The organism is Mesorhizobium sp. P2_F5 (assembly GCF_056403715.1).
Genome location: NZ_JBFUEY010000008.1, coordinates 100,055 through 119,559 on the forward strand (window position 1 = coordinate 100,055; position 19,505 = coordinate 119,559).

Annotated in this window: 19 protein-coding genes; 10 read left to right on the forward strand and 9 right to left on the reverse strand. The window is 62.0% G+C overall.

The window, feature by feature from the left end; translation table 11 throughout:
* Nucleotides 1–75 precede the first annotated feature (75 nt).
* The 5 genes from dnaA to AC1DYO_RS13890 form a co-directional block, all read right to left on the reverse strand.
* Entirely contained in the window at nt 76–1,620 is a 1,545-nt protein-coding gene (dnaA, locus tag AC1DYO_RS13870) for a chromosomal replication initiator protein DnaA (RefSeq protein WP_142868389.1), read from the reverse strand.
* Between the two features lie 848 nt (nt 1,621–2,468).
* Nucleotides 2,469–2,735, reverse strand: coding sequence for a 30S ribosomal protein S20 (rpsT, locus tag AC1DYO_RS13875; protein WP_023681995.1), 267 nt, complete (start codon nt 2,733–2,735; stop codon nt 2,469–2,471).
* A 217-nt stretch (nt 2,736–2,952) separates the two neighbouring features.
* Nucleotides 2,953–3,726 (reverse strand): enoyl-CoA hydratase, encoded by a 774-nt coding sequence (locus AC1DYO_RS13880; RefSeq protein ID WP_477264032.1) that lies wholly within the window; start codon nt 3,724–3,726, stop codon nt 2,953–2,955.
* 42 nt (nt 3,727–3,768) lie between these two features.
* Nucleotides 3,769–4,659, reverse strand: coding sequence for a bifunctional DNA-formamidopyrimidine glycosylase/DNA-(apurinic or apyrimidinic site) lyase (gene mutM / locus AC1DYO_RS13885; protein ID WP_477264034.1), 891 nt, complete (start codon nt 4,657–4,659; stop codon nt 3,769–3,771).
* Complete coding sequence (locus AC1DYO_RS13890) at nt 4,652–5,893, reverse strand: phosphopentomutase (RefSeq protein ID WP_477264036.1); 1,242 nt, start codon at nt 5,891–5,893, stop codon at nt 4,652–4,654. Before AC1DYO_RS13890 ends, mutM begins: the two co-directional genes overlap by 8 nt.
* Before the next feature lie 169 nt (nt 5,894–6,062).
* Between AC1DYO_RS13890 and AC1DYO_RS13895 the strand changes: the two genes are divergently transcribed.
* Nucleotides 6,063–6,998: a phosphate/phosphite/phosphonate ABC transporter substrate-binding protein gene (locus AC1DYO_RS13895; RefSeq protein ID WP_477264173.1), complete on the forward strand. Its 936-nt coding sequence runs from the start codon at nt 6,063–6,065 to the stop codon at nt 6,996–6,998.
* A 10-nt stretch (nt 6,999–7,008) separates the two neighbouring features.
* Here AC1DYO_RS13895 and AC1DYO_RS13900 read toward each other — a convergent pair whose 3' ends face one another.
* The 3 genes from AC1DYO_RS13900 to AC1DYO_RS13910 form a co-directional block, all read right to left on the reverse strand.
* Nucleotides 7,009–7,629: a TadE/TadG family type IV pilus assembly protein gene (locus AC1DYO_RS13900; protein WP_477264038.1), complete on the reverse strand. Its 621-nt coding sequence runs from the start codon at nt 7,627–7,629 to the stop codon at nt 7,009–7,011.
* A gap of 36 nt (nt 7,630–7,665) precedes the next feature.
* Nucleotides 7,666–8,256: a TadE/TadG family type IV pilus assembly protein gene (locus AC1DYO_RS13905; RefSeq protein ID WP_477264040.1), complete on the reverse strand. Its 591-nt coding sequence runs from the start codon at nt 8,254–8,256 to the stop codon at nt 7,666–7,668.
* Between the two features lie 155 nt (nt 8,257–8,411).
* A complete protein-coding gene (locus AC1DYO_RS13910) occupies nt 8,412–8,834 on the reverse strand; it encodes a pilus assembly protein N-terminal domain-containing protein (RefSeq protein ID WP_181056288.1) in 423 nt (140 codons plus the stop codon).
* A gap of 352 nt (nt 8,835–9,186) precedes the next feature.
* On the opposite strand from AC1DYO_RS13910, the gene AC1DYO_RS13915 reads away from it, so the two are divergent.
* The 9 genes from AC1DYO_RS13915 (at nt 9,187) to AC1DYO_RS13955 (ending at nt 18,369) form a co-directional block, all read left to right on the forward strand.
* On the forward strand, nt 9,187–9,366 hold the full coding sequence (locus AC1DYO_RS13915) for a Flp family type IVb pilin (protein ID WP_454576564.1): 180 nt from the start codon (nt 9,187–9,189) through the stop codon (nt 9,364–9,366).
* Nucleotides 9,367–9,557: 191 nt separating this feature from the next.
* On the forward strand, nt 9,558–10,076 hold the full coding sequence (locus AC1DYO_RS13920; protein ID WP_181056287.1) for an A24 family peptidase: 519 nt from the start codon (nt 9,558–9,560) through the stop codon (nt 10,074–10,076).
* Between the two features lie 206 nt (nt 10,077–10,282).
* Nucleotides 10,283–11,098 carry a Flp pilus assembly protein CpaB gene (gene cpaB / locus AC1DYO_RS13925; RefSeq protein ID WP_477264043.1) on the forward strand — a complete coding sequence of 272 codons (816 nt, stop codon included), beginning with the start codon at nt 10,283–10,285 and terminating at the stop codon, nt 11,096–11,098.
* Nucleotides 11,095–12,639 carry a type II and III secretion system protein family protein gene (locus tag AC1DYO_RS13930; protein ID WP_477264045.1) on the forward strand — a complete coding sequence of 515 codons (1,545 nt, stop codon included), beginning with the start codon at nt 11,095–11,097 and terminating at the stop codon, nt 12,637–12,639. The genes cpaB and AC1DYO_RS13930 overlap by 4 nt, the downstream gene beginning before the upstream one ends.
* Nucleotides 12,640–12,652: 13 nt before the next feature.
* A complete protein-coding gene (locus tag AC1DYO_RS13935) occupies nt 12,653–13,390 on the forward strand; it encodes a CpaD family pilus assembly protein (RefSeq protein WP_477264047.1) in 738 nt (245 codons plus the stop codon).
* Between the two features lie 54 nt (nt 13,391–13,444).
* The gene (locus AC1DYO_RS13940; RefSeq protein WP_477264175.1) at nt 13,445–14,728 is read left to right on the forward strand and encodes a CpaE/TadZ family protein; all 1,284 of its coding nucleotides are present in this window, start codon (nt 13,445–13,447) and stop codon (nt 14,726–14,728) included.
* 29 nt (nt 14,729–14,757) lie between these two features.
* Entirely contained in the window at nt 14,758–16,269 is a 1,512-nt protein-coding gene (locus tag AC1DYO_RS13945; RefSeq protein WP_477264049.1) for a CpaF family protein, read from the forward strand.
* Between the two features lie 29 nt (nt 16,270–16,298).
* Nucleotides 16,299–17,312 (forward strand): type II secretion system F family protein, encoded by a 1,014-nt coding sequence (locus AC1DYO_RS13950; RefSeq protein WP_477264051.1) that lies wholly within the window; start codon nt 16,299–16,301, stop codon nt 17,310–17,312.
* A 40-nt stretch (nt 17,313–17,352) separates the two neighbouring features.
* The gene (locus AC1DYO_RS13955) at nt 17,353–18,369 is read left to right on the forward strand and encodes a type II secretion system F family protein (RefSeq protein WP_477264053.1); all 1,017 of its coding nucleotides are present in this window, start codon (nt 17,353–17,355) and stop codon (nt 18,367–18,369) included.
* A gap of 108 nt (nt 18,370–18,477) precedes the next feature.
* Here AC1DYO_RS13955 and AC1DYO_RS13960 read toward each other — a convergent pair whose 3' ends face one another.
* On the reverse strand, nt 18,478–19,299 hold the full coding sequence (locus AC1DYO_RS13960) for a tetratricopeptide repeat protein (RefSeq protein WP_181056841.1): 822 nt from the start codon (nt 19,297–19,299) through the stop codon (nt 18,478–18,480).
* Nucleotides 19,300–19,505: the final 206 nt, after the last annotated feature.

Here is a 19,505-nt window from a genome sequence, read left to right on the forward strand (position 1 = left end):
CATGCATCAAAACAAGAAATTTAAAGCGCGCCGACCGAATACTCTAAACTCGGCGCGCTCTGTTTGCCTCGCCGCTCAGGCCTGGTCGTTGATCAGCCTGCGCAACAGTTCCAGCTCTTGCGCCAGCGTATTGTCGACGCCGGAAAGGTCCTCGATCTTGCGCACGGCATGCAGCACCGTAGTGTGATCGCGACCGCCGAAACGCCTGCCGATCTCCGGCAGCGAACGTGGCGTCATCACCTTCGACAGGTACATGGCGACCTGCCTGGGCTTGACGATGGTGCGCGTGCGCCGGTTGGACAGAAGCTCTGTCTTCGACACATTGTAGTGGCGCGCCACGATGCGCTGGATGTCCTCGATGCGCACCCGCTTCGGCTCGCCCGAGCGATAGATATGGCCGAGGATCTCATCGATGCGGTCGATGGTGATCGCCGGCTCGAACGACTGACGAAACAGCAGCTGGTTGAACGCGCCTTCCAGTTCACGCCCACTGCCGGTTACCGTGCGGGCGACATGGTTGAGGATCTCCTCCGAAATATTGAGCGAGGCATCGTCGACCTTGGCCGTGGCCAGCCGCAGTTTGAGCATGCCGATGCGCATGGCGAAATCCGGCGCCGACATTTCGAGCGCGACACCGCCATTGAGGCGCGAACGCACGCGTGGCTCCAGCGATTCCAATTCCGACGGCGGCCTGTCGGCGGCAACCACCACTTGCTTGGCGCTGTCGAGCAGCATGTTGATGAGATGGCAGAATTCATGCTGGATCGACTTGCCCTGCAGGAACTGCATGTCGTCGATGATCAACAGGTCGATGTCGCGCAGCTGTTCCTTCAGCGTCAGCGCATTGTTGTCGCGGATCGCGGTGGCGAAGCGCCACATGAAATATTCGGCCGTCAGGTAGACGACACGCGATTTCGGGTTCTGTTTGAGCGACTCGGCCGCGATCGCCTGCAAAAGGTGAGTCTTGCCGAGCCCGACGGTGGCATGGAGGAACAGCGGATTGAAGCGCACCGCGCTCGACTGCGATTCCGCCACGGCCTTGGCGGCGGCGAAGGCCACCCGGTTCGATGGGCCTTCGATGAAGGAGCCGAACGTGTAGCGCGGGTCGAGCGGCGACCCCAGCACATTGTGCCGGAACTCGGCCTCGATCGGCGTGCCGGGGCGAGGGGCGGGCGCCCGCTCCACCCGGCCTGGACCCGCCGTGCCGGCCGCCAGTGCGGTCTGCGTCTGCTTGGTCATCTTGCGCGCAGGCACGGCTTCGGGCTCGACGCCATTACGGGCCGGACGGGTCGCGGTGCGCACGACGATCTCAATCTTCAGGACCTCTGGATCCTCGTGCTTCCACAGATCGGCGATGAGATCGAGATAGTGACCATTGATCCACGAGCGCAGGAAGGCCGTGGGCACAGAGATGCGTACAATGCCCCGGGAAGCCTCCGCCACCTTCATCCGCCCGAACCAGCTCGAATAGACCTCGGTTCCCAGACGCGCCTTCAACTGGGCCTTGACCCGGTCGAACTTCTGTTCCGCGTCGCTGGAAGCCGCCATGTCGTGCGCTCCGACCAATGTTCCAGGAAATGGCAGGTCGCCCGTTAGCTCCCGCTCGATGCCGCTCTGCATGATTGTGCGTCCCTTGCTCTTTTGTACCTTTTTTCCGCCGGGAGTGCGCCTCCTGCACCCATGTTTCCAGCGACCGTATCTTCGCTACAACACCACCGCCGCCGCCGGCGGATGACGTTGCCTCGTCAGCAAGGGATCGGCCCCGGCTGCTTAAAGCCAGTCCGTCTGACATGTTCGGGCAAAGCAACACCACCCGGCGAAAACGCCGGTGCGCCATCAACCTGCCATGTACAATTACGCCAGTCCCCTACCGCACGGAAAAGACAAACCATACCCGTTCGCGGAATTGATCCACGTCATGAATTCTGCCATTGTGAGCTGGCCGATTCAGGCTGGGTTATGGGCTAATGGCCCGTCCCTTTCGATGGACAGACATTACCGAAATCGCTGTGGATAGGGCAAGGCCACCTCTAACGGATTTTTAAGGAATCTGGTTACTGATGAAGGCTTCGGGGCCTGTCCTGGAACCGCAGATTTTGACAAAGCCATTGTGATTCAAACCCTTTTGCCGCGAATATGAAAATGGCTGTGCGGTTTGAAATTTTCTGAAATAATTCGCTTGACACCAACTTGTCGCCTGTCGCCCACAGGCGATGTGAACAAGCTGTGGATCACCGGCCACAAGTCATTGAAAAATATCAGTAATTTGTGACAGCCAAATTTATTGGCATGGGCCATTTCGGTGGATTGGAATATCAGCGGGAGTGTATGTGCCGGCAAAGCATTCCGAACTCTGGAATGCGGGCCGGGCGCGCTTTGCGGGCGTTCTTTTTAAGTGGTTGCCGGCAAACGAAAAAACCCGGCGCGATCGGCCGGGTTTGAAAGAACGACAGTTCAGGAACGGTCGATCAGGCCGACAGCACCTTGAGGCGGTGAGCCAGACGCGACACCTTGCGCGATGCCGTATTCTTGTGGATCACGCCCTTGGTCGCGGCGCGCATCAATTCCGGCTCTGCGGTCTTGAAGGCTTCCAGCGCGGCTGCCTTGTCGCCGGCAGCCAGTGCCTCTTCGACCTGGCGGACATAGGTACGCACGCGCGAGCGGCGGTTCTTGTTGATCGCTGCGCGGCGGGCGATCTTGCGCGTTGCCTTTTTGGCCGAGGAGGTATTGGCCATGGTGCCTCTCTTCTGATCTGGTGAGCGCATGCGGGATGCCGCAGGGCGCAAAAAACAAACGGGCAGCCAACGGCCGCCTCGGTTGGAGCGGCTTATAGTTCAGCTTTCCCGGCGCGTCAACGCCGCTTTGGCTTCTTTTTGGCCGCTGCCGCCGGAGCATGATGCCGAAAAGTGTGAAGCGGTTTTTCGGAGGGCATCATGCTCTAACGCGTTGACGCTAGCGGTTGGTGAAATTCGGCTTCCGCTTCTCGGCAAAGGCCGCCATGCCTTCCTTCTGGTCGTCGAGCGCAAACAACGAGTGGAACAGCCGGCGTTCGAAGCGCAGTCCCTCGGCCAGCGTCGTCTCGTAGGCGCGGTTGATGGCCTCCTTGGCCATCATCACCGAGGGCAGCGAAAATTCTGATATCCGGGCCGCGGCCTTCAGCGCCTCCTCGACCAGCTCGGCGGCCGGCACGACGCGCGACGCCAGGCCGCTCCGCTCGGCCTCGGCGGCATCCATCATCCGTCCGGTCAGGCACATGTCCATCGCCTTCGACTTGCCGACAAAGCGGGTCAGCCGTTGCGATCCGCCCATGCCGGGAATGACGCCGAGCGTGATTTCGGGCTGGCCGAATTTTGCCGTGTCGGCGGCAATGATGAAATCGCACATCATCGCCAGCTCGCAGCCGCCGCCCAGCGCATAGCCGGCGACAGCCGCGATCATCGGCTTGCGCGCGCGTGTGAATTCCTCCCAGCCGACGAAAAGATCCTGCACATAGGCGTCGGCGTAGGCGATGGCCTGCATTTCCTTGATGTCGGCGCCCGCCGCAAAGGCCTTCTCGGAACCGGTGATGACCATGGCGCCGATGCCCGGATCGGCATCGAACCCCTTTGCCGCCGCCAGCATGTCCGCCAGCACCTGGGCATTCAGCGCGTTGAGCGCCTTGGGCCGGTTCAGCGTGATCAGGCCGACCTTGCCGCGGGTCTCCACGATGATGGTTTCATAGCTCATGGGCTGGCCTCCTCGTTCCGGCAATGAAGAGACCGGTCTAGCTCACCGCTGACAGGTCCGGCAATAGAAGGTCGAGCGGCCGCTTTGCACGACGCGCTCGATGTGGCCGCGGCAGCCGGGCGTCGGGCAGGGCTCGCCCTCGCGATCGTAGACCGCGAAGGAATGCTGGAAATAGCCCAGCGACCCGTCTGTGTGCACATAGTCGCGCAGCGACGACCCGCCGGCGGCGATCGCATCGGCGATGACCGAACGGATCGCTTCCGCCAGACGTTCGCTCTGCTCCTTGGCCTTCTTGCCGGTCCCGGCGATGGTGCCTGCCTCGCGCAACGGCGACAGGCCGGCGCGCCACAGCGCTTCCGACACATAGATATTGCCGAGTCCGGCAATCAGCTTCTGGTCGAGCAGCGCCGCCTTCAACGGCGATCTACGGCCCTTCAGCAGCGAGGCGAGCAGGGAGCCGTCCAGGGCATTGCCGGTCGGCTCGACGCCCAGTCCCGCCAGCATCGGATGCGCGTCGGCCAGCCCTTCGGCAAACAGCATGAAGCCGAAGCGACGCGGGTCGTTGAAGACCACGCAAGACTGGACGCCGGCTGGCGACACGACATGAAACACGACATGGTCGTGCTTGGCATCCTTCGAGCGCTCGTGATGGAATGCGCCCGGCGTCTCGCTGTCATCGACGGTTTCGATGCGGAACGAGCCCGACATGCCGAGATGGCAGATCAGCACCGGGCCGCCGTCCAGATGCATGGTCAGATATTTGGCGCGGCGGCCAAGCGCGGTGATGGTCTTGCCGGTCAGCCGCTGCGCGAATTTCGCCGGAAACGGAAATCTGAGATCGGGCCGGCGTGCCTCGACGCGCACGATGCGCGCGCCTTCCAGAACCGGCTGCAGGCCACGCCGGACCGTCTCGACCTCGGGCAGCTCAGGCATGGCCGCCTATCGTCGCATGAAAGGAAGTACCGTGTCGGCCTTGCGCCAGCGCGAGGTGTTCGGCCACGGTTTCACCGATGTCGGCGAAGGTGGCCCTCAGCCCGATGTCGCCGCCGGTGAGGCCCGGTGCGGTGCCGATCACCGGAATGCGTTCGCGCGTGTGGTCGGTGCCGCGCCATGTCGGATCGTTGCCATGGTCGGCGGTGAGGATGAGCAGGTCGCCCGGCTTCAGTTTCGCCAGCGCCTCAGGCAGCCGCCGGTCGAAGGCTTCGAGCGCCGCCGCATAGCCGGCGACGTCGCGGCGATGACCGAACTCGGTGTCGAAGTCGACGAAATTGGCGAACACCAGGTCGCCGTCGCCGGCATCGTCCATCGCGCCCAGCGCCTTGTCGAACATCGCCATGTTGCCGGGCGCCTTGCGCACTTCCGAGATACCGCGATGAGCGAAGATGTCGCCGATCTTGCCGACCGCTATCACCCGGCTGCCGCGCGCTGTCAGCCGGTCGAGCAGCGTCGGTTCGGGCGGCGGCACGGCGTAGTCATGGCGGTTGTAGGTGCGCTCGAAGGTGGCTGATGTTTCGCCAAGGAAGGGCCGTGCGATCACCCGTCCGATTTTAAGCGGGTCGACCAGCCGGCGCACCGTCTTGCAGAACTGGTAGAGCCGCTCCAGGCCGAAATGGACCTCGTGCGCTGCTATCTGCAGGACGGAATCGACCGAGGTGTAGCAGATCGGCTTGCCGGTACGGATATGCTCCTCGCCGAAGCGCTCGATGATCTCCGTGCCCGGCGCATGGCAGTTGCCGAGAATGCCCGGCACCTTGCCCTCGCGGATCATCGCTTCGGTCAGTTCGGCAGGGAAGGCGGGCACCGTATCGGGGAAATAGCCCCAGTCGAAGCGCACCGGCAGGCCGGCGATTTCCCAGTGACCCGACGGCGTATCCTTGCCGCTCGAAATCTCCTGCGCCGCGCCGTGGAAGGCGGAGGCCGAAACAGCGCCGGCACTACTGTCGAACCGAAACCCGGTCGCAGTGTGCGCGGCGCGGCCTAGACCGAGTGAAACCATGTTGGGCACCAGAAGCGGTCCCTTGCGCAGGCCTTCGCGATCGGCGCGGCCTTCCCCGCAGGCCTGGGCGATATGTCCGAATGTGTTCGAGCCGGCATCGCCATAGCGTTCGGCATCGGCCGCGCCGCCAATGCCGAAGGAGTCGAGAACGAAGAGGAAAGCGCGCGCCATCGGTGCCGTCATTGCCAGTCTGGGTGACCAGACATAAGGTCCCGTCGCGGCATTGGCAAATCGGAAACCAGGCAGCGACGGCCTGGCGCGCAGTACGCATCCTTGCGAGATGCGACGCGCTTCGATGAACGGTACGGGGCATAAAACGATGAGACGGGCGAATCTCGCCATGGGGCCGGGTTGGAGGGCATTGGCGACCACCGCGGCGTTGCTGGCCTTGCCGCACACCGCGCACGCCGACTGGCGCGACCAGATCGGGACGTTTCGGATCGGCATCGTCGCCGAGCCGGGCGCCGGCAACACGGTTCCGGGTCTGGCCCTGTTGACAGACGCCTACGGCAAGGCACTCGGCATGAAGGTGGAATTCGTCGTCGCGCATGACTATGCAGCGCTGATCGAGGCACAGGCCAATGCCCGGATTCAGTATGCGGTCTATTCGGCAACCGCCTACGCCACCGCCTCGGAGCGCTGCGGCTGCGTCGAAGCTCTGGTGGCGCCGGTCGATGCCGACGGTGCCAACGGCATCCGCTCCGTGCTTTTGACGCGCGACGGCAAGCTTCCCGATCTCGCAGCCATGCAAACGCACCGCATCGCCATGGCGCCTTCCGACAATGTCGGCGGTTCTCTCCTGCCGCTCGCCGGGTTGGCGGCCGATGGCATCAAGATCAGCCAGGATGCGCCATTCCTCACTCATGCCGGCTCGGCTGCCGCTGCCGAAGCGATGCTTGTCGATGGCCAGGCCGATGCCGTGTTCGGCTGGGAGCGGGCCGCGGTGGAAAACCGGACGGAGATTGCTGGTGATCAGCCGGCCGATCCGGACGGCACGGCGGAGCGGCTGGAGGCGGCAGGAATTCCGAAAGCCGCGCTCCAGACCATCTGGACCTCCGCTGTGCTGAGATATGGTCCCCACGCCGTCCGCAGCGATCTCGACCCCGAAGCCAAACGCCGGCTGACCGTCTTCCTCACCAATCTCAGATCGCAGTCGCCGGAAGTCTACGATTTCGTGGAATCGAAACATTCCGGCGGCTTCATATCAGCCGCCTCTGGCGACTATGCGATGGCAACAGCCATCGTGCGCCTGCTGTCGGACAGCAGCCGTCAATAAGTCCGGCGCTTCAGCAGTTGCTGCAGGGGATCGTCGTGCTTCGGCGCGGCCTGAGGTAATAGGTCTCGCCCATCGTTATCTTGTCGAAGGCCGAGGTCAGACCAAGCCGCTTTTCGCTGTCGGCAGACCAGGTGACGATGGGCTTGTAGGCGAGCTGGCTTTCGACGCGGATGAGGAAAGTGTCAGCGATCCTGAGCGTTGCGGGGACTGTCGTGATGGTGTCCTTGGCGGCGTCGACGATATATGAGCCCTCGACCAGCTTGCGCGACCACACGACCTTTACGTTCGGCGGCGTCTCGGTCGTGACCTGTATCGCCGTGACGATGATCGTCGGCGTTGAGCGGTTGTAGGGCTGCAGGGTCGAGGTGCCGATCTTCATGATCGCATCGATGTCGGCGGCCACGACTGTCTGCTGCTGTGTGATCAGATCCGCAACCATGGAGCCGATGCGGCTGACCTTCTTGCTGGTCTCGATGGCCTGCGAGGCCTCCATGGTTACGAAATACATGATCAGGAGCACAGGCACGATGAAGGCGAACTCGATGGCCGCGATGCCGCGGCGATCCGAGCAGAACCGCATCGCTCTTGCCCAGATACCCGAAAATCCCTGATGTGCCCCCGCACGATACATGCCTGTTTCCCTTTAAGCCAAAATAACGCTGAGTTCTCAGTCGTCGAACGGTTCGTTCTGCCAGGTCACGGATGCGAAATGCAGCGTGTTGCCGTCTTTCAGATTGGCCATCGACTTGGCCATGAAATCGGTCATGACCGGCCATTTGTAGAAGACCCTCAGCATGTTCTTCGTTTCCGCCAGGCCCGGCGTCACGGCGAAGCTCATCGAATTCGTGCCTTGCGTCAGCACGATCTCGCCATCGACGATCTTGAAGCCAGCCGTGGCGGCATCGGCAAAGGTCGGATATTCGCGCAGATCCACCAGCAAGCCCGGGCAGGTCTTGGCGACCATGATCTCCAGCCGGGTGCAAATGATGTCCCTGAGCTTGGTCCCGGTCAGGTCGGTCGGCTTCAATTGGCCGGTGCGCACCTGGCGTGCGACGTCGTCGGTGATGTTGGCCATCACCTCCTGTCCGGCAAATGAAATGCAGCTCTCGAGGATGGCGAAGACGAGAAGCGCAAACGGGATCGCCAGCATGGCGAATTCTATCGCCGTGCTGCCGCGACGATCGCCAAGGAAGCGGCGGCCGAGCTTCGCCGGTCCTGCACTTGCCTTGCCGATTTCGGGTGTTGAATCCTCGCCCATGTTCCGTCCCTGCCGATCCTGATGCGGTGCCAGCAGCCACATTTAGCGAGAACCCATTGAGGCCCGGTTTGGATGACCGCTAAATTCGGCGGGAAGGCATTAACCCGCCGCTAACCGAAGCGACATTTCGGGGAAACAGCGAGCACCCCAGGCGCTTACTGGCCGGCGCTCATTTCGGCTTCGGAGGTCTTCTCCGACTCGCTTTTGAACGAGCTCTCGCAATAGGGCGTGCAGGACATGGTCTGTACCGAAGCGCGCCTGTAGATACGCACCGACGATGCGTCCTGGCGCACCACGGTTACCTGCTCGTCGACGATTGGGCTACCATCCTGATCGAGCACAACCAGATTGGTGACGCCGAACCCCTTGCCCGTCAGCACGATGGTCGATGCATCCTGGACGGAGGCATCGGCAATCGCCGGATTGCCGATGACGATGGTGTCGGCTGGGCGTGTCAATTTGACGATCTTGGCCTGGTTCATCGTGACTTCGATGCCGGCTCCGGCCTTGGCCGGCAGCACAAAAGCCGGGACGGCGAGGAGCGCGGCAAGCAGGAATGACGATTTCATGGCGGTCATCGAGGCGCTCCACGGCAAACTTGTTCAACGGAACATGAACGAGATTGGTGAACCAACGGTTAAGCCGATGACCGGGGCTGGGATATCCCCACGTATTTTGCAGCTAGCTAATATAAAGAGCGTCCTGCCGATAGCCGCGAAGCCCTAGCTTTCGCGGCCTTTTGACGGGCCGGCGAGCCGCTGTCAGGCGTTTAGTTTACGGTTAACCACGCACGCTGTTCGAAGCGCGAAAGGAATCGGTAAGGCTGTTTATTAAGCCGATTGAAAGAGCTTCTCCCTAGATTGGCAGCATCCGATCAACCACCACAGAAGTTGACGGAAGTGCTGTAACACGTGGAGTAGGAGCTCTCGAATGTCTAATCTCATCGCACGTTTCGTGAAGGACGAGTCCGGCGCGACCGCTATCGAATACGGTCTGATCGCCGCTCTCATCGCGCTTGCCATCATGGTCGGTGCTGGTTCGCTCGGCAACGCCCTGGGCGTCAAGTTCAATGACATCGCCACTGCCGTCTCGACCGGCAACGCTCCGTAATACTTACGGATCAACGATTGTTTGGGAACAAGGGCCGCTCTTTGCGGCCCTTGTTTCATTTGTGCGATGCGCAGGATCTGAATCCGCAATTCGCAGGCGAAACCAGTAAATTTGAGATCGCTGCCTCATCAATCGTTAATCGAACCTGTCTAGGCTGAAGTCCGATACAATTTGACCAAGGCGCCGCGCCGATGCTTGAAGCCCTGATCTTTGTCGTCTTTCCCTTCTGCATGCTCTTTGCCGCGATCTCCGACATGCTGTCGATGACGATCGCCAACCGCGTACCGGTGTTGCTGCTGGCGGTGTTTGCCCTGGTTGCGCCGCTGACGGGCATGGACTGGGCAACCTATGGCTGGCATTTCGCTGCCGGCGCCCTGGTGCTGGCCGTGACGTTCGGTCTGTTTGCGCTTGGCGGCATGGGGGGCGGCGACGCCAAGCTGCTCGCCGGCACCGCCGTCTGGATGGGGTTCAACCCTCACCTCGTCGAGTATCTGGTGATCTCGACGTTCATCGGTGGCCTGCTGACGCTCGCCATCCTTGTCTATCGGAAATCGCCGCTGGCGACTTACACCAGCCACAATCCGTTCCTGCGCCATTTCGCCGACGACACGACCGGCGTTCCCTACGGCATTGCACTCGGCATTGGCGGGCTGCTGACCTATCCGGATTCACCTTTGATGGTATGGGCACTAGCAAGGCTGGCGGCCTGATACAGCGAGCCTCTTTGCCGCTCCGGGATCGGTGAAAAGAGGCGGCTTGGCCGCCTTTTTGTTTGTCGCAGCGTTGGATGCGTCTAATTTATGTAAACCTTAAATTAATCACGATCGTAAGCATTACATTAACCTTGTTTTGACGATTGCCGCTGCAAAGTCCGGCCTTGGCTAGGTGTATTGCCTAAAGGCGAGGGTTCGGACAGATGCCAGCATCCCGACTGATCATTCTGGGCGTGGCGGTGGCTGCGGCGGGTGGTGCAGGTTACGTTGCGAAGAACATGGTGGCGGTCTCGCCGCCCCAGCAGGTCGTTGTCGACGCGCCTCAGGCGCCTGCAATCGCCTTGCAGGATGTGCTCGTGCTTTCCGGCGACGTCGCCATGGGCAGTCCGCTTGAGAACAACATCAGCTGGGAGTCCTGGCCGGCCGAAGGGATCAACGCGAATTTCATCACCCGTGCCGTCGAACCCGACGCGCTGGATAAGCTGAAAGGCTCGGTCGCCCGCGTCGCGATGTACACCGGTGAGCCGCTGCGGCGCTCCAAGCTGATCGGCGAGGGGCAGAGCTTCATGTCGTCGATCCTGCCCACCGGCAAGCGGGCCGTCGCCACCGCGATCTCGGCCGATACGTCGGCAGGCGGCTTTATCCTGCCCAACGATTTTGTCGACGTCATCATGACCCGCAGATCCGACACCGGCAACGCCGGCAGCGGATTCACCACAGAAACCATCCTCAAGAACATCCGCGTCCTGGCGATCGACCAGACCATCCAGGAGGACGAGGAAGGCAAGAAGACCAGGGTCGGACAGACGGCGACGCTGGAGCTTACGCCGCAGCAGGCCGAGATCATCACTGTCGCCCAGCAGATGGCCGACCGCCTGACGCTGGCGCTGCGCTCGATCATCGACAACAAGGAAAAAGGCACCGATGAAGCCGACTACCTCGTTTCCGGCAATGGGCGGCGCGGAACGGTGCGGTTGATCAAATCGGGCGAAGTTTCCGAAGTAGGGGCAAGGAAATGAGGTTAATCGCTAAACTGCCGGTCACCATGGCTGCGGCAATCGGCCTGCTTTTCCTCGGCGCCCATGCAAGCGGCCTCCTCGAGGCCAAGGCCGCCGGCAAGAGCGCCGGTGTCACGGCTTCAACGGCCACGCAACGCGTCAAGCTCGGCCTCAACAAATCGGTGGTCATCGACCTGCCAAGCGACGCCTACGACATCCTTGTCGCCAACCCCGCGGTCGCCGATGCGGTGACGCGCACGGCAAGGCGCATCTATCTGTTTGGCAAGGCAGTGGGCGAAACCAACATCTTCGTCTTCGGTCCCAATGGCGAGCAGATCGTCAGCCTCGATCTGGCCGTCGAACGCGACGTCGCCGGGTTGGACGACTATCTCAAGCGCTTTCTGCCGACGGCCGACATCAAGGTCGAGTTGCTGAACGACAACGTCGTCCTGACCGGCACCGTGGATACGCCGCTAGATGCCAAACGCGCCGTCGATCTGGCAACCATCTTCGTGTCCGGCGGTGAGGCGACGACCGGCCAGTATTCGCAGACCGCGGCCGGTGGCAATGCCAATGGCGGCGTCGACATCAACAATCCGGATGCCGAGCGCCGGGTCTCGAAGATCGTCAACCTGCTGCAGATCATCGGCGACGACCAGGTGACGCTGAAGGTGACCGTGGCCGAAGTCAGCCGCTCGGTGATGAAGCAGCTCGGCGTCAATATGGTCGGCAACGGCACCATCGACGGCATTTCCTACGGTGCGCTGAGTTCGCCCAACTACGGGCTGGGCAAACCGCTTTCGCAGAATTCGGCGCTGAATCTGCTGGGTGACGGGAAAGGCAATGGCCTTCAAGCCTACATCAACGCCATGGAGCAAAGCGGCGTCATGAAGACGCTTGCCGAACCGACCCTCACGGCGGTTTCGGGCGAGAAGGCAACGTTCAGGGCCGGCGGCGAATTCAATCTTATCACCGCACGTACGAACAACGTTTCGACCGACAACCAGACCGGCCAGGTAACCTACACCAACGAAAAACTCGAATACGGCATCGGCCTCGAGTTCCAGCCCGTTGTGCTGTCGGCGGGCCGGATCAGCCTCAAGGTCAGGACATCCGTGTCTGAGCCGACCATGGAAGGTGCTACCACCCTGGAAGGCGCCGCCAACTTGCCCGGCACAACGCTCCTGTCAATCCGCAAGCGGCTTGCCGACACCACCGTCGAATTGCCGTCAGGCGGCTCGATGATGATCGCCGGCCTGGTTCGAGACGACGTTCGCCAGGCCGTATCGGGATTGCCGGGCCTGGCCAAGATCCCGGTGCTCGGCACGCTGTTCCGCAGCCGCGATTTCGTCCGCAACGAAAGCGAGCTGGTGATCATCATCACCCCCTATCTGGCGCGGCCGGTGGCGCGCAACGACCTGGCCAAGCCTGACGACAATTTCAACGCCGCCGGCGATGGCCCGGCCATGTTCCTTGGCCGCGTCAACCGCGTCTACGGCACCATGCAGACCGACAAGCCCAACGGCCGCTACCACGGCGTTGTCGGCTTCATCTACAAGTAAGCGGAGAGCGGACATGTCTCAGTCAGCATCGAAGGCAATGGCGGTCGCCGTAACAGCGCGGTCCGGTGGTGCCCGGATCCGCCGATCGGCAATACCGATCCTGGCGATCGCGATCGCGGCCTCGCTCGCCGGTTGCGCCAAGCGCGACAGCATCACGGTTGGGGCAATCCCTGATGACTATCGCACCACGCATCCGATCGTGATTGCCGAGAAGAACCAGAAGATCGACCTTCCGGTCGGCGCCGGTGATCGCGGCATGACCGGCTCGCAGCGCGACACGCTTCTGGGCTTCCTCGACGGCTACGACAAGAGCGCCGCCCCGGCGCTGACGATCGCAACCCCGATCGGCTCGGCCAACGAGGTGGCAGCGACTGCCGCGGCGCGCGATTTCGCCAGGCTGGCGATTGCCAGCGGCATCAAGCGAAACCGGATCGTCGTGACCTCCTATCAGTCGATTTCCCCGGAAGCCTCGGCGCCTATCCGCGTCTCCTATATTTCAGTGAGGGCCCAGACCGACAAATGCGGGCGCTGGCCCGCAGATATTCTGGAGTCCTCGGAAAACAAGCACTACGCCGATTACGGCTGCTCGTCTCAGAACAATCTCGCCGCACAGCTCGCCAATCCGGCCGATCTGCTCGGGCCAAGAAAGTCGACCGATATCGACGCCGAAAACCGCGGCGCGGTGATCGACGTCTATCGCGGCAGAGGCATTTCGGACGAGTTCCTCGGCAATTCGGAAGTGACGTACTAGGAGCGCCAGCCCCTCGTAGAGACTGAAAAGAGAAGTCACGGAAAGAGCATGACGATGACCAATCTTGCCTACGACACGCCCGTAGACGGCGGCGATAGCTCGCAATCGGATATTGCCGCCATGCAGGCGCTGCGGCCGGTCCCGCGTATTTCGATACAGGCATTTTGCGAGACCGAAGGTGTCGCGCATCCGGTCGAGCGGGCCGGTGAGGATCGCCGTATGGCGAAGGCGCATCTGAAAGTGCATATGGGCGGCATCGCCACGGCGATCGAATTCTACCAGTCGGCGCCGACGCCGAACCTGATCCTGCTGGAATCGCGCAGCGAACCCAAGCAATTGCTGGAGCAGCTTGCCCAGCTTTCCGAGTATTGCGATCCCTCCTCGAAAGTCGTGGTGATCGGCCACTATAACGATGTCGGGCTTTACCGCGAACTCATCCGCTTCGGTATTTCCGAATATGTCATCGCGCCGGTGTCGATGGCCGATGTCGTCTCCGTGGTGTCGTCGATCTTCGTCGATCCGGAAGCCGAGCCGATCGGCCGTTCGCTCGCCTTCATCGGCGCCAAGGGCGGCGTCGGCTCCTCGACCATTGCCCACAATGTGGCGTGGGCGATGTCATCGCTGTTCAAGTCGGAAGTGGTCGTCGCCGATCTCGACCTGGCTTTCGGGACGGCCAACATAAATTTCGATCAGGACCCGGCGCAAGGCATCGCCGAGGCCGTGTTTTCGCCCGAACGCGTCGACGAGGTCTATCTCGACCGGCTGCTTGCCCAGTGTGCCGAGCATCTGTCGTTGCTTGCCGCGCCCTCCACTCTCGAACGGGTCTATGACTTTGATCCCGAAGCCTTCACGCAACTCATCGACACCGCGCAGCGCAGCGTGCCGCTGCTGGTGCTCGACGTCCCCCATGTCTGGACCGGCTGGACCAAGAACACGTTGATCAAGGCCGACGAGATCGTCATTACGGCCACACCGGAACTGGCCAATCTGCGCAACACCAAGAACCTGGTCGATATGCTGAGCAGGCTTCGCCCGAACGATCCGCCGCCGAAGCTCATCATCAACCAGGCCGGCGTGCCGAAACGACCCGAGATCTCCGCTTCCGACTTCGCCGAGCCGCTCGGCATCACGCCGATGTCGGTTATCGCCTTCGACCCGTTGCTGTTTGGAAACGCCGCCAACAACGGCCGCATGCTGGGCGAGATGGATGCCAAGAGCGCGGTCGTCGGGATGATCAATGAAATCGCGCATGTGCTGACCGGTCGCAGCGAAATCAAGGCCAAGAAGAAGGCAGGCCTTGGCGGCCTGCTCGGCAAGCTCTCGCGTAACAAGAAATGACGCTTCTCAAGCGGAATTGGTAGTCGATCATGTTTGGTAAAAGAGGCTCCGACGACGGCAGCCGGTCCACCCCGGAATTCCGTCAGCCAGCACCGCCGCCCGCGGCGCCGGCGGCTGCAAAGCCTGCGGACACGGCCGTTCTTGCTCGGCCAGCCGCAGCGCCGCCGTCTGCTGCGCCGGCAATGCCGCCCGCTCGCCGCGCTGTTGAGGCGCCGCCAATGGCGCCGGAGCCGGCAAGAAAGGTCCAGCGCGAACGCAGCGAGACCTACTACGACACCAAGAGCCAGGTCTTCTCCGCGCTCATCGACACCATCGACCTGTCGCAGCTCGCCAAGCTCGATCCCGAGAGCGCGCGCGAAGAAATCCGCGATATCGTCAACGACATCATCGCCATCAAAAATTTCGCAATGTCGATTGCCGAGCAGGAAGAGCTGCTCGAAGACATCTGCAACGATGTGCTTGGCTACGGCCCGCTGGAGCCGTTGCTCGCCCGCGACGATATCGCCGACATCATGGTCAACGGCTCCAAGAACGTCTACATCGAAGTCAACGGCAAGGTCGAACAGACCGGCATCCGCTTCCGCGACAATCAGCAGCTGCTCAATATCTGCCAGCGCATCGTCAGCCAGGTTGGCCGCCGCGTCGACGAATCGAGCCCGATCTGCGACGCCCGCCTGCCCGACGGCTCCCGCGTCAACGTCATCGCCCCGCCGCTGTCCATCGACGGCACCGCGCTCACCATCCGCAAGTTCAAGAAGGACAAGCTGACGCTCGATCAGCTGGTCAAGTTCGGCGCCATCTCGCCGCACGGCGCCGAGATCCTCAAGATCATCGGCCGCGTCCGCTGCAACATCGTCATCTCCGGCGGTACCGGCTCCGGCAAGACGACGCTGCTCAACTGCCTGACCAACTATATCGACCGCGAGGAACGCGTCATCACATGCGAGGACTCGGCCGAGCTGCAACTGCAGCAGCCGCATGTGGTGCGTCTCGAAACCCGCCCGCCTAATCTCGAGGGCGAAGGCGAGGTGACCATGCGCGACCTGGTCAAGAACTGCCTGCGCATGCGGCCTGAACGCATCATCGTCGGCGAAGTGCGCGGACCGGAGGTTTTCGACCTGCTGCAGGCGATGAACACCGGCCATGACGGTTCGATGGGAACGATCCACTCCAACAGCCCGCGCGAATGCCTGAACCGTATCGAATCGATGATCGCCATGGGCGGCTATTCACTGCCGCAGAAGACCGTACGCGAAATCGTCGTCGGCTCCATCGATGTCATCATCCAGGCAGCACGCCTTCGTGACGGGTCGCGCCGCATCACCCACATCACCGAGGTGATCGGCATGGAAGGCGACGTTATCATCACGCAGGATATCGTGCTCTACAACATCAAGGGCGAGGACTCGAACGGAAGGCTGCTTGGCGAGCATGTGTCGACCGGCATCGGCCGTCCGCATTTCTGGGATCGCGCCCGCTACTATGGCGAGGAACAGCGCCTCGCCAATGCGCTGGAATCGATGGAGAAACGCGCTGACTGACGCATCTGGAGGCGTGGGGACCGAGGTTGATGTTCGGAATTGACACCACCGTACTGGCGTTCATCGTGCTCGCCGGCTTCAGCGCCGGCGCGGTCGCCTATGCATTCTTGTTCACCCAGATGAGCAACGAGAAGCAGGCCGGCAAGCGGCTCGAGACGATCAAGGCCGCCGAGACCGATCGTTCGGTCGTCAAGGCTTCACGCGACCGTGTCGCGGAGGCGGTCAAGCGGCGCAAATCCGTTCAGGATTCGCTGAAACAGCTCGATGAAAAGCAGAAGACCAACGAACGCGTTGTCAAGAAGCCACCGCTGAAGGCACAGATTCGACAGGCCGGCATGCAGGTCTCGATGGAGCGTTTCTATCTCTACTCCGTCTTTTGCGGCATCGCGCTGACGGCGCTTGCCTATTTCGCCGGGGCGCCGATGCTGGTTCTGCCAGGCGCGCTGCTGGCCGGCGCGCTCGGCCTGCCGCGCTGGTTCGTCTCGTTTCGCCGCGCGCGCCGGGTCAAGGCGTTCCTCAACGAATTTCCCAACGCCCTCGACATCATCGTGCGTGCCGTCAAATCCGGGCTGCCGCTCAACGACGCCATTCGCCTGATCGCCAATGAATCGCCGGAGCCGGTCAAGACCGAGTTCCGCCGCATAGTCGATTCACAGCAGGTTGGCATGTCCATTCCCGATGCCACCTTGCGCATGGCCGAAACCATGCCGTGCAGCGAGGCAAGCTTCTTCGGCATCGTCATCCAGATCCAGTCGCAGGCCGGCGGCAATCTCTCCGAGGCGCTGGGCAACCTTTCGCGCGTGCTTCGCGATCGCAAGAAGATGAAGGCCAAGGTCCAGGCGCTGTCCATGGAAGCAAAGGCGTCGGCCGTCATCATCGGCGCGCTGCCGTTTGTCGTGGCCCTTCTCGTCTACCTGTCGAGCCCGAATTACATCATGCCGTTGTTCACCACCAGCACCGGCAATCTGATCCTGGGCTGTTCCGGTGTCTGGATGTCGATAGGCATTCTGGTGATGCGCAAGATGATGAACTTCGAGGTTTAGGCCCGACTTCGGAAAGCTCGAACGAAAAGACTGAAAACGAATGACCGACCAAGTCGTCAAATCGCTGACCGATCCTGCCTTCCTGATCGCATTGCTGGTCGGCATCGCGGTGTTCGCGACCGTCTTCACGCTGCTGCCGGCCCTAGGCGGCAACCAGCTCAAGGCACGCATGAAATCGGTGGCGCTGGAGCGTGACGAACTGCGCGCCAAGCAGCGCGCGCGGCTGGCCAACGAAGCCGATCGCCGCCGCAAGGGCCTGCGCGAGGAACAGTCGATCGGCATGCGCAATATCGTCGACAGGCTGGACCTGCGGCGTGCGCTGGCCGATGAAGGCACGCTGCAGAAGCTCAAAGTGGCGGGCTTTCGTGGCCAGAACCCGCTGACGCGCTTCCTGTTTTTCCGCCTGGTCCTGCCCTTTGTCGGCTTCGCGCTGGCGGCGATCTATCTGTTCGTGCTCGGCGGGCTGCCGGACCGGCCGGCTTTCGTGAAAGTGTTCGTCTGCATCCTTGTCGCCTATGCCGGCTTCTACGCGCCGATCCTTTACGTCAACAACCGTGCCGCCAAGCGCAAGCAGTCGATCCAGCGGGCGTGGCCGGATGCGCTCGACCTGATGCTGATCTGCGTTGAGTCGGGCATGTCGGTAGAGGCTGCAATGCGCAGGGTCGCCGATGAGATCGGCTCGCAGTCGGTGGCGTTGGCGGAGGAGTTCGTGCTGACCAATGCCGAACTCTCTTATCTGCAGGAACGCAAGCAGGCTTATGAAAACCTCGCGGCTCGTACCGGCCTGGAATCGGTGAAGTCGGTGTCCCAGGCGCTGGTCCAGGCCGAGCGCTACGGCACTCCCGTGGCGCACGCATTGCGTGTGCTGGCCTCGGAAAGTCGTGACATGCGCATGAATGCCGCCGAGAAGAAGGCCGCCGCCCTGCCGCCGAAGCTCACCGTGCCGATGATCCTGTTCTTCCTGCCGGTCTTGTTCGCCATCATTCTTGGACCAGCCGGCATGCAAGTCAGCCAGCGCGGCATCTTTGGCGACCAGCACAATTCCTCAAGCCAGTAGGCCTCGTTGCAGCCATACAAAAGAGCCGCGTTGCTAATGCAATGCGGCTCTCGGTTTTTCAGCTTTGATGTGGATGGATTTTGCGCTGCGCGGAGGTGTATTCGGCGCTCAGTTGGTCGCCGGCTTACCCTTGTCCTGATCCTTGAGCTGGCTCCACGCGTTCTGCTGGGCAAGCATCTGGCGAAGGTAGGCCACATTGGCTTGCGCCTGTTCGGGCGAAAGCTCTTGCGAGGCGATCTTCTCGGCCTCGTCGAAACGGCCCTGAAGTCCCACCACCAGCGCCAGGTTCTGGCGCACCCGGCTGTCGGCGTTCGGTTGCTGGGCGGCCGAGCGCATATAGGTCTCGGCTGTGCGCAGATCGCCTTCCAGCACATAGGACATGCCGAGATTGGAAAGAATCGAGGGTTCGTTCGGCTTTAGGTCCAGCGCCTTGCGATAGTTCTGGCGCGCTTCATCTTTCTGGCCGATCTGGTCGAGAATGGCGGCCTCCGCCGACATCAGCCGCCAGTCCGGATATTCCGGCGTCTGCGCCCGGCGCACCGCGTCGAGCGCGGACTCGAACTGGCCGTTGGCGGCGAGCGCCTTGCCATAGGCGGCGAGCACGTCGCGATCCTTGGGGTAGGCGATCGCCAGCTTGCGCATCACGGCAAGCGACTGGTCGGCATCGCCGTCCATCTGCAACGCCGCCGCAAAATTTGTCGCCAGCCGCTTGTCGTTGGGATTCTTTGCATAGGATTCGCCCAGCCGCGTGGTCGCGCTGTGCAACTCGCTGGCCGACATGGTTTCCAGCGGTTTGCCGCTGGTGCGCCCGATCGAGCCGGTCGTGAGCTTGCTGGTTCCGCACCCGGCAACACCGGCCGCGAGCGCCATCAGCAACGCCGTGGTGACCAACCGTTTGCCCGTGACGTTCATCCTGCGGTTGGTCGGCATCGGCACGGGGCTCTCCATTCCTGCGCGCGGCCATTGCGTGGCCATCTTCATTCCCCCAGAAATATTCTGTTAACCCTAACGGATAGTTAAAAAGCGGCCCGTTGAGATCGGTACACGGCCCGCCGGAAGCCATTGGCTTGGCATTTTCCCATAGCTGGCCTCTGTGCATAGATGTTGAAATCATTCGACGTCCCTGTCAGGTGACT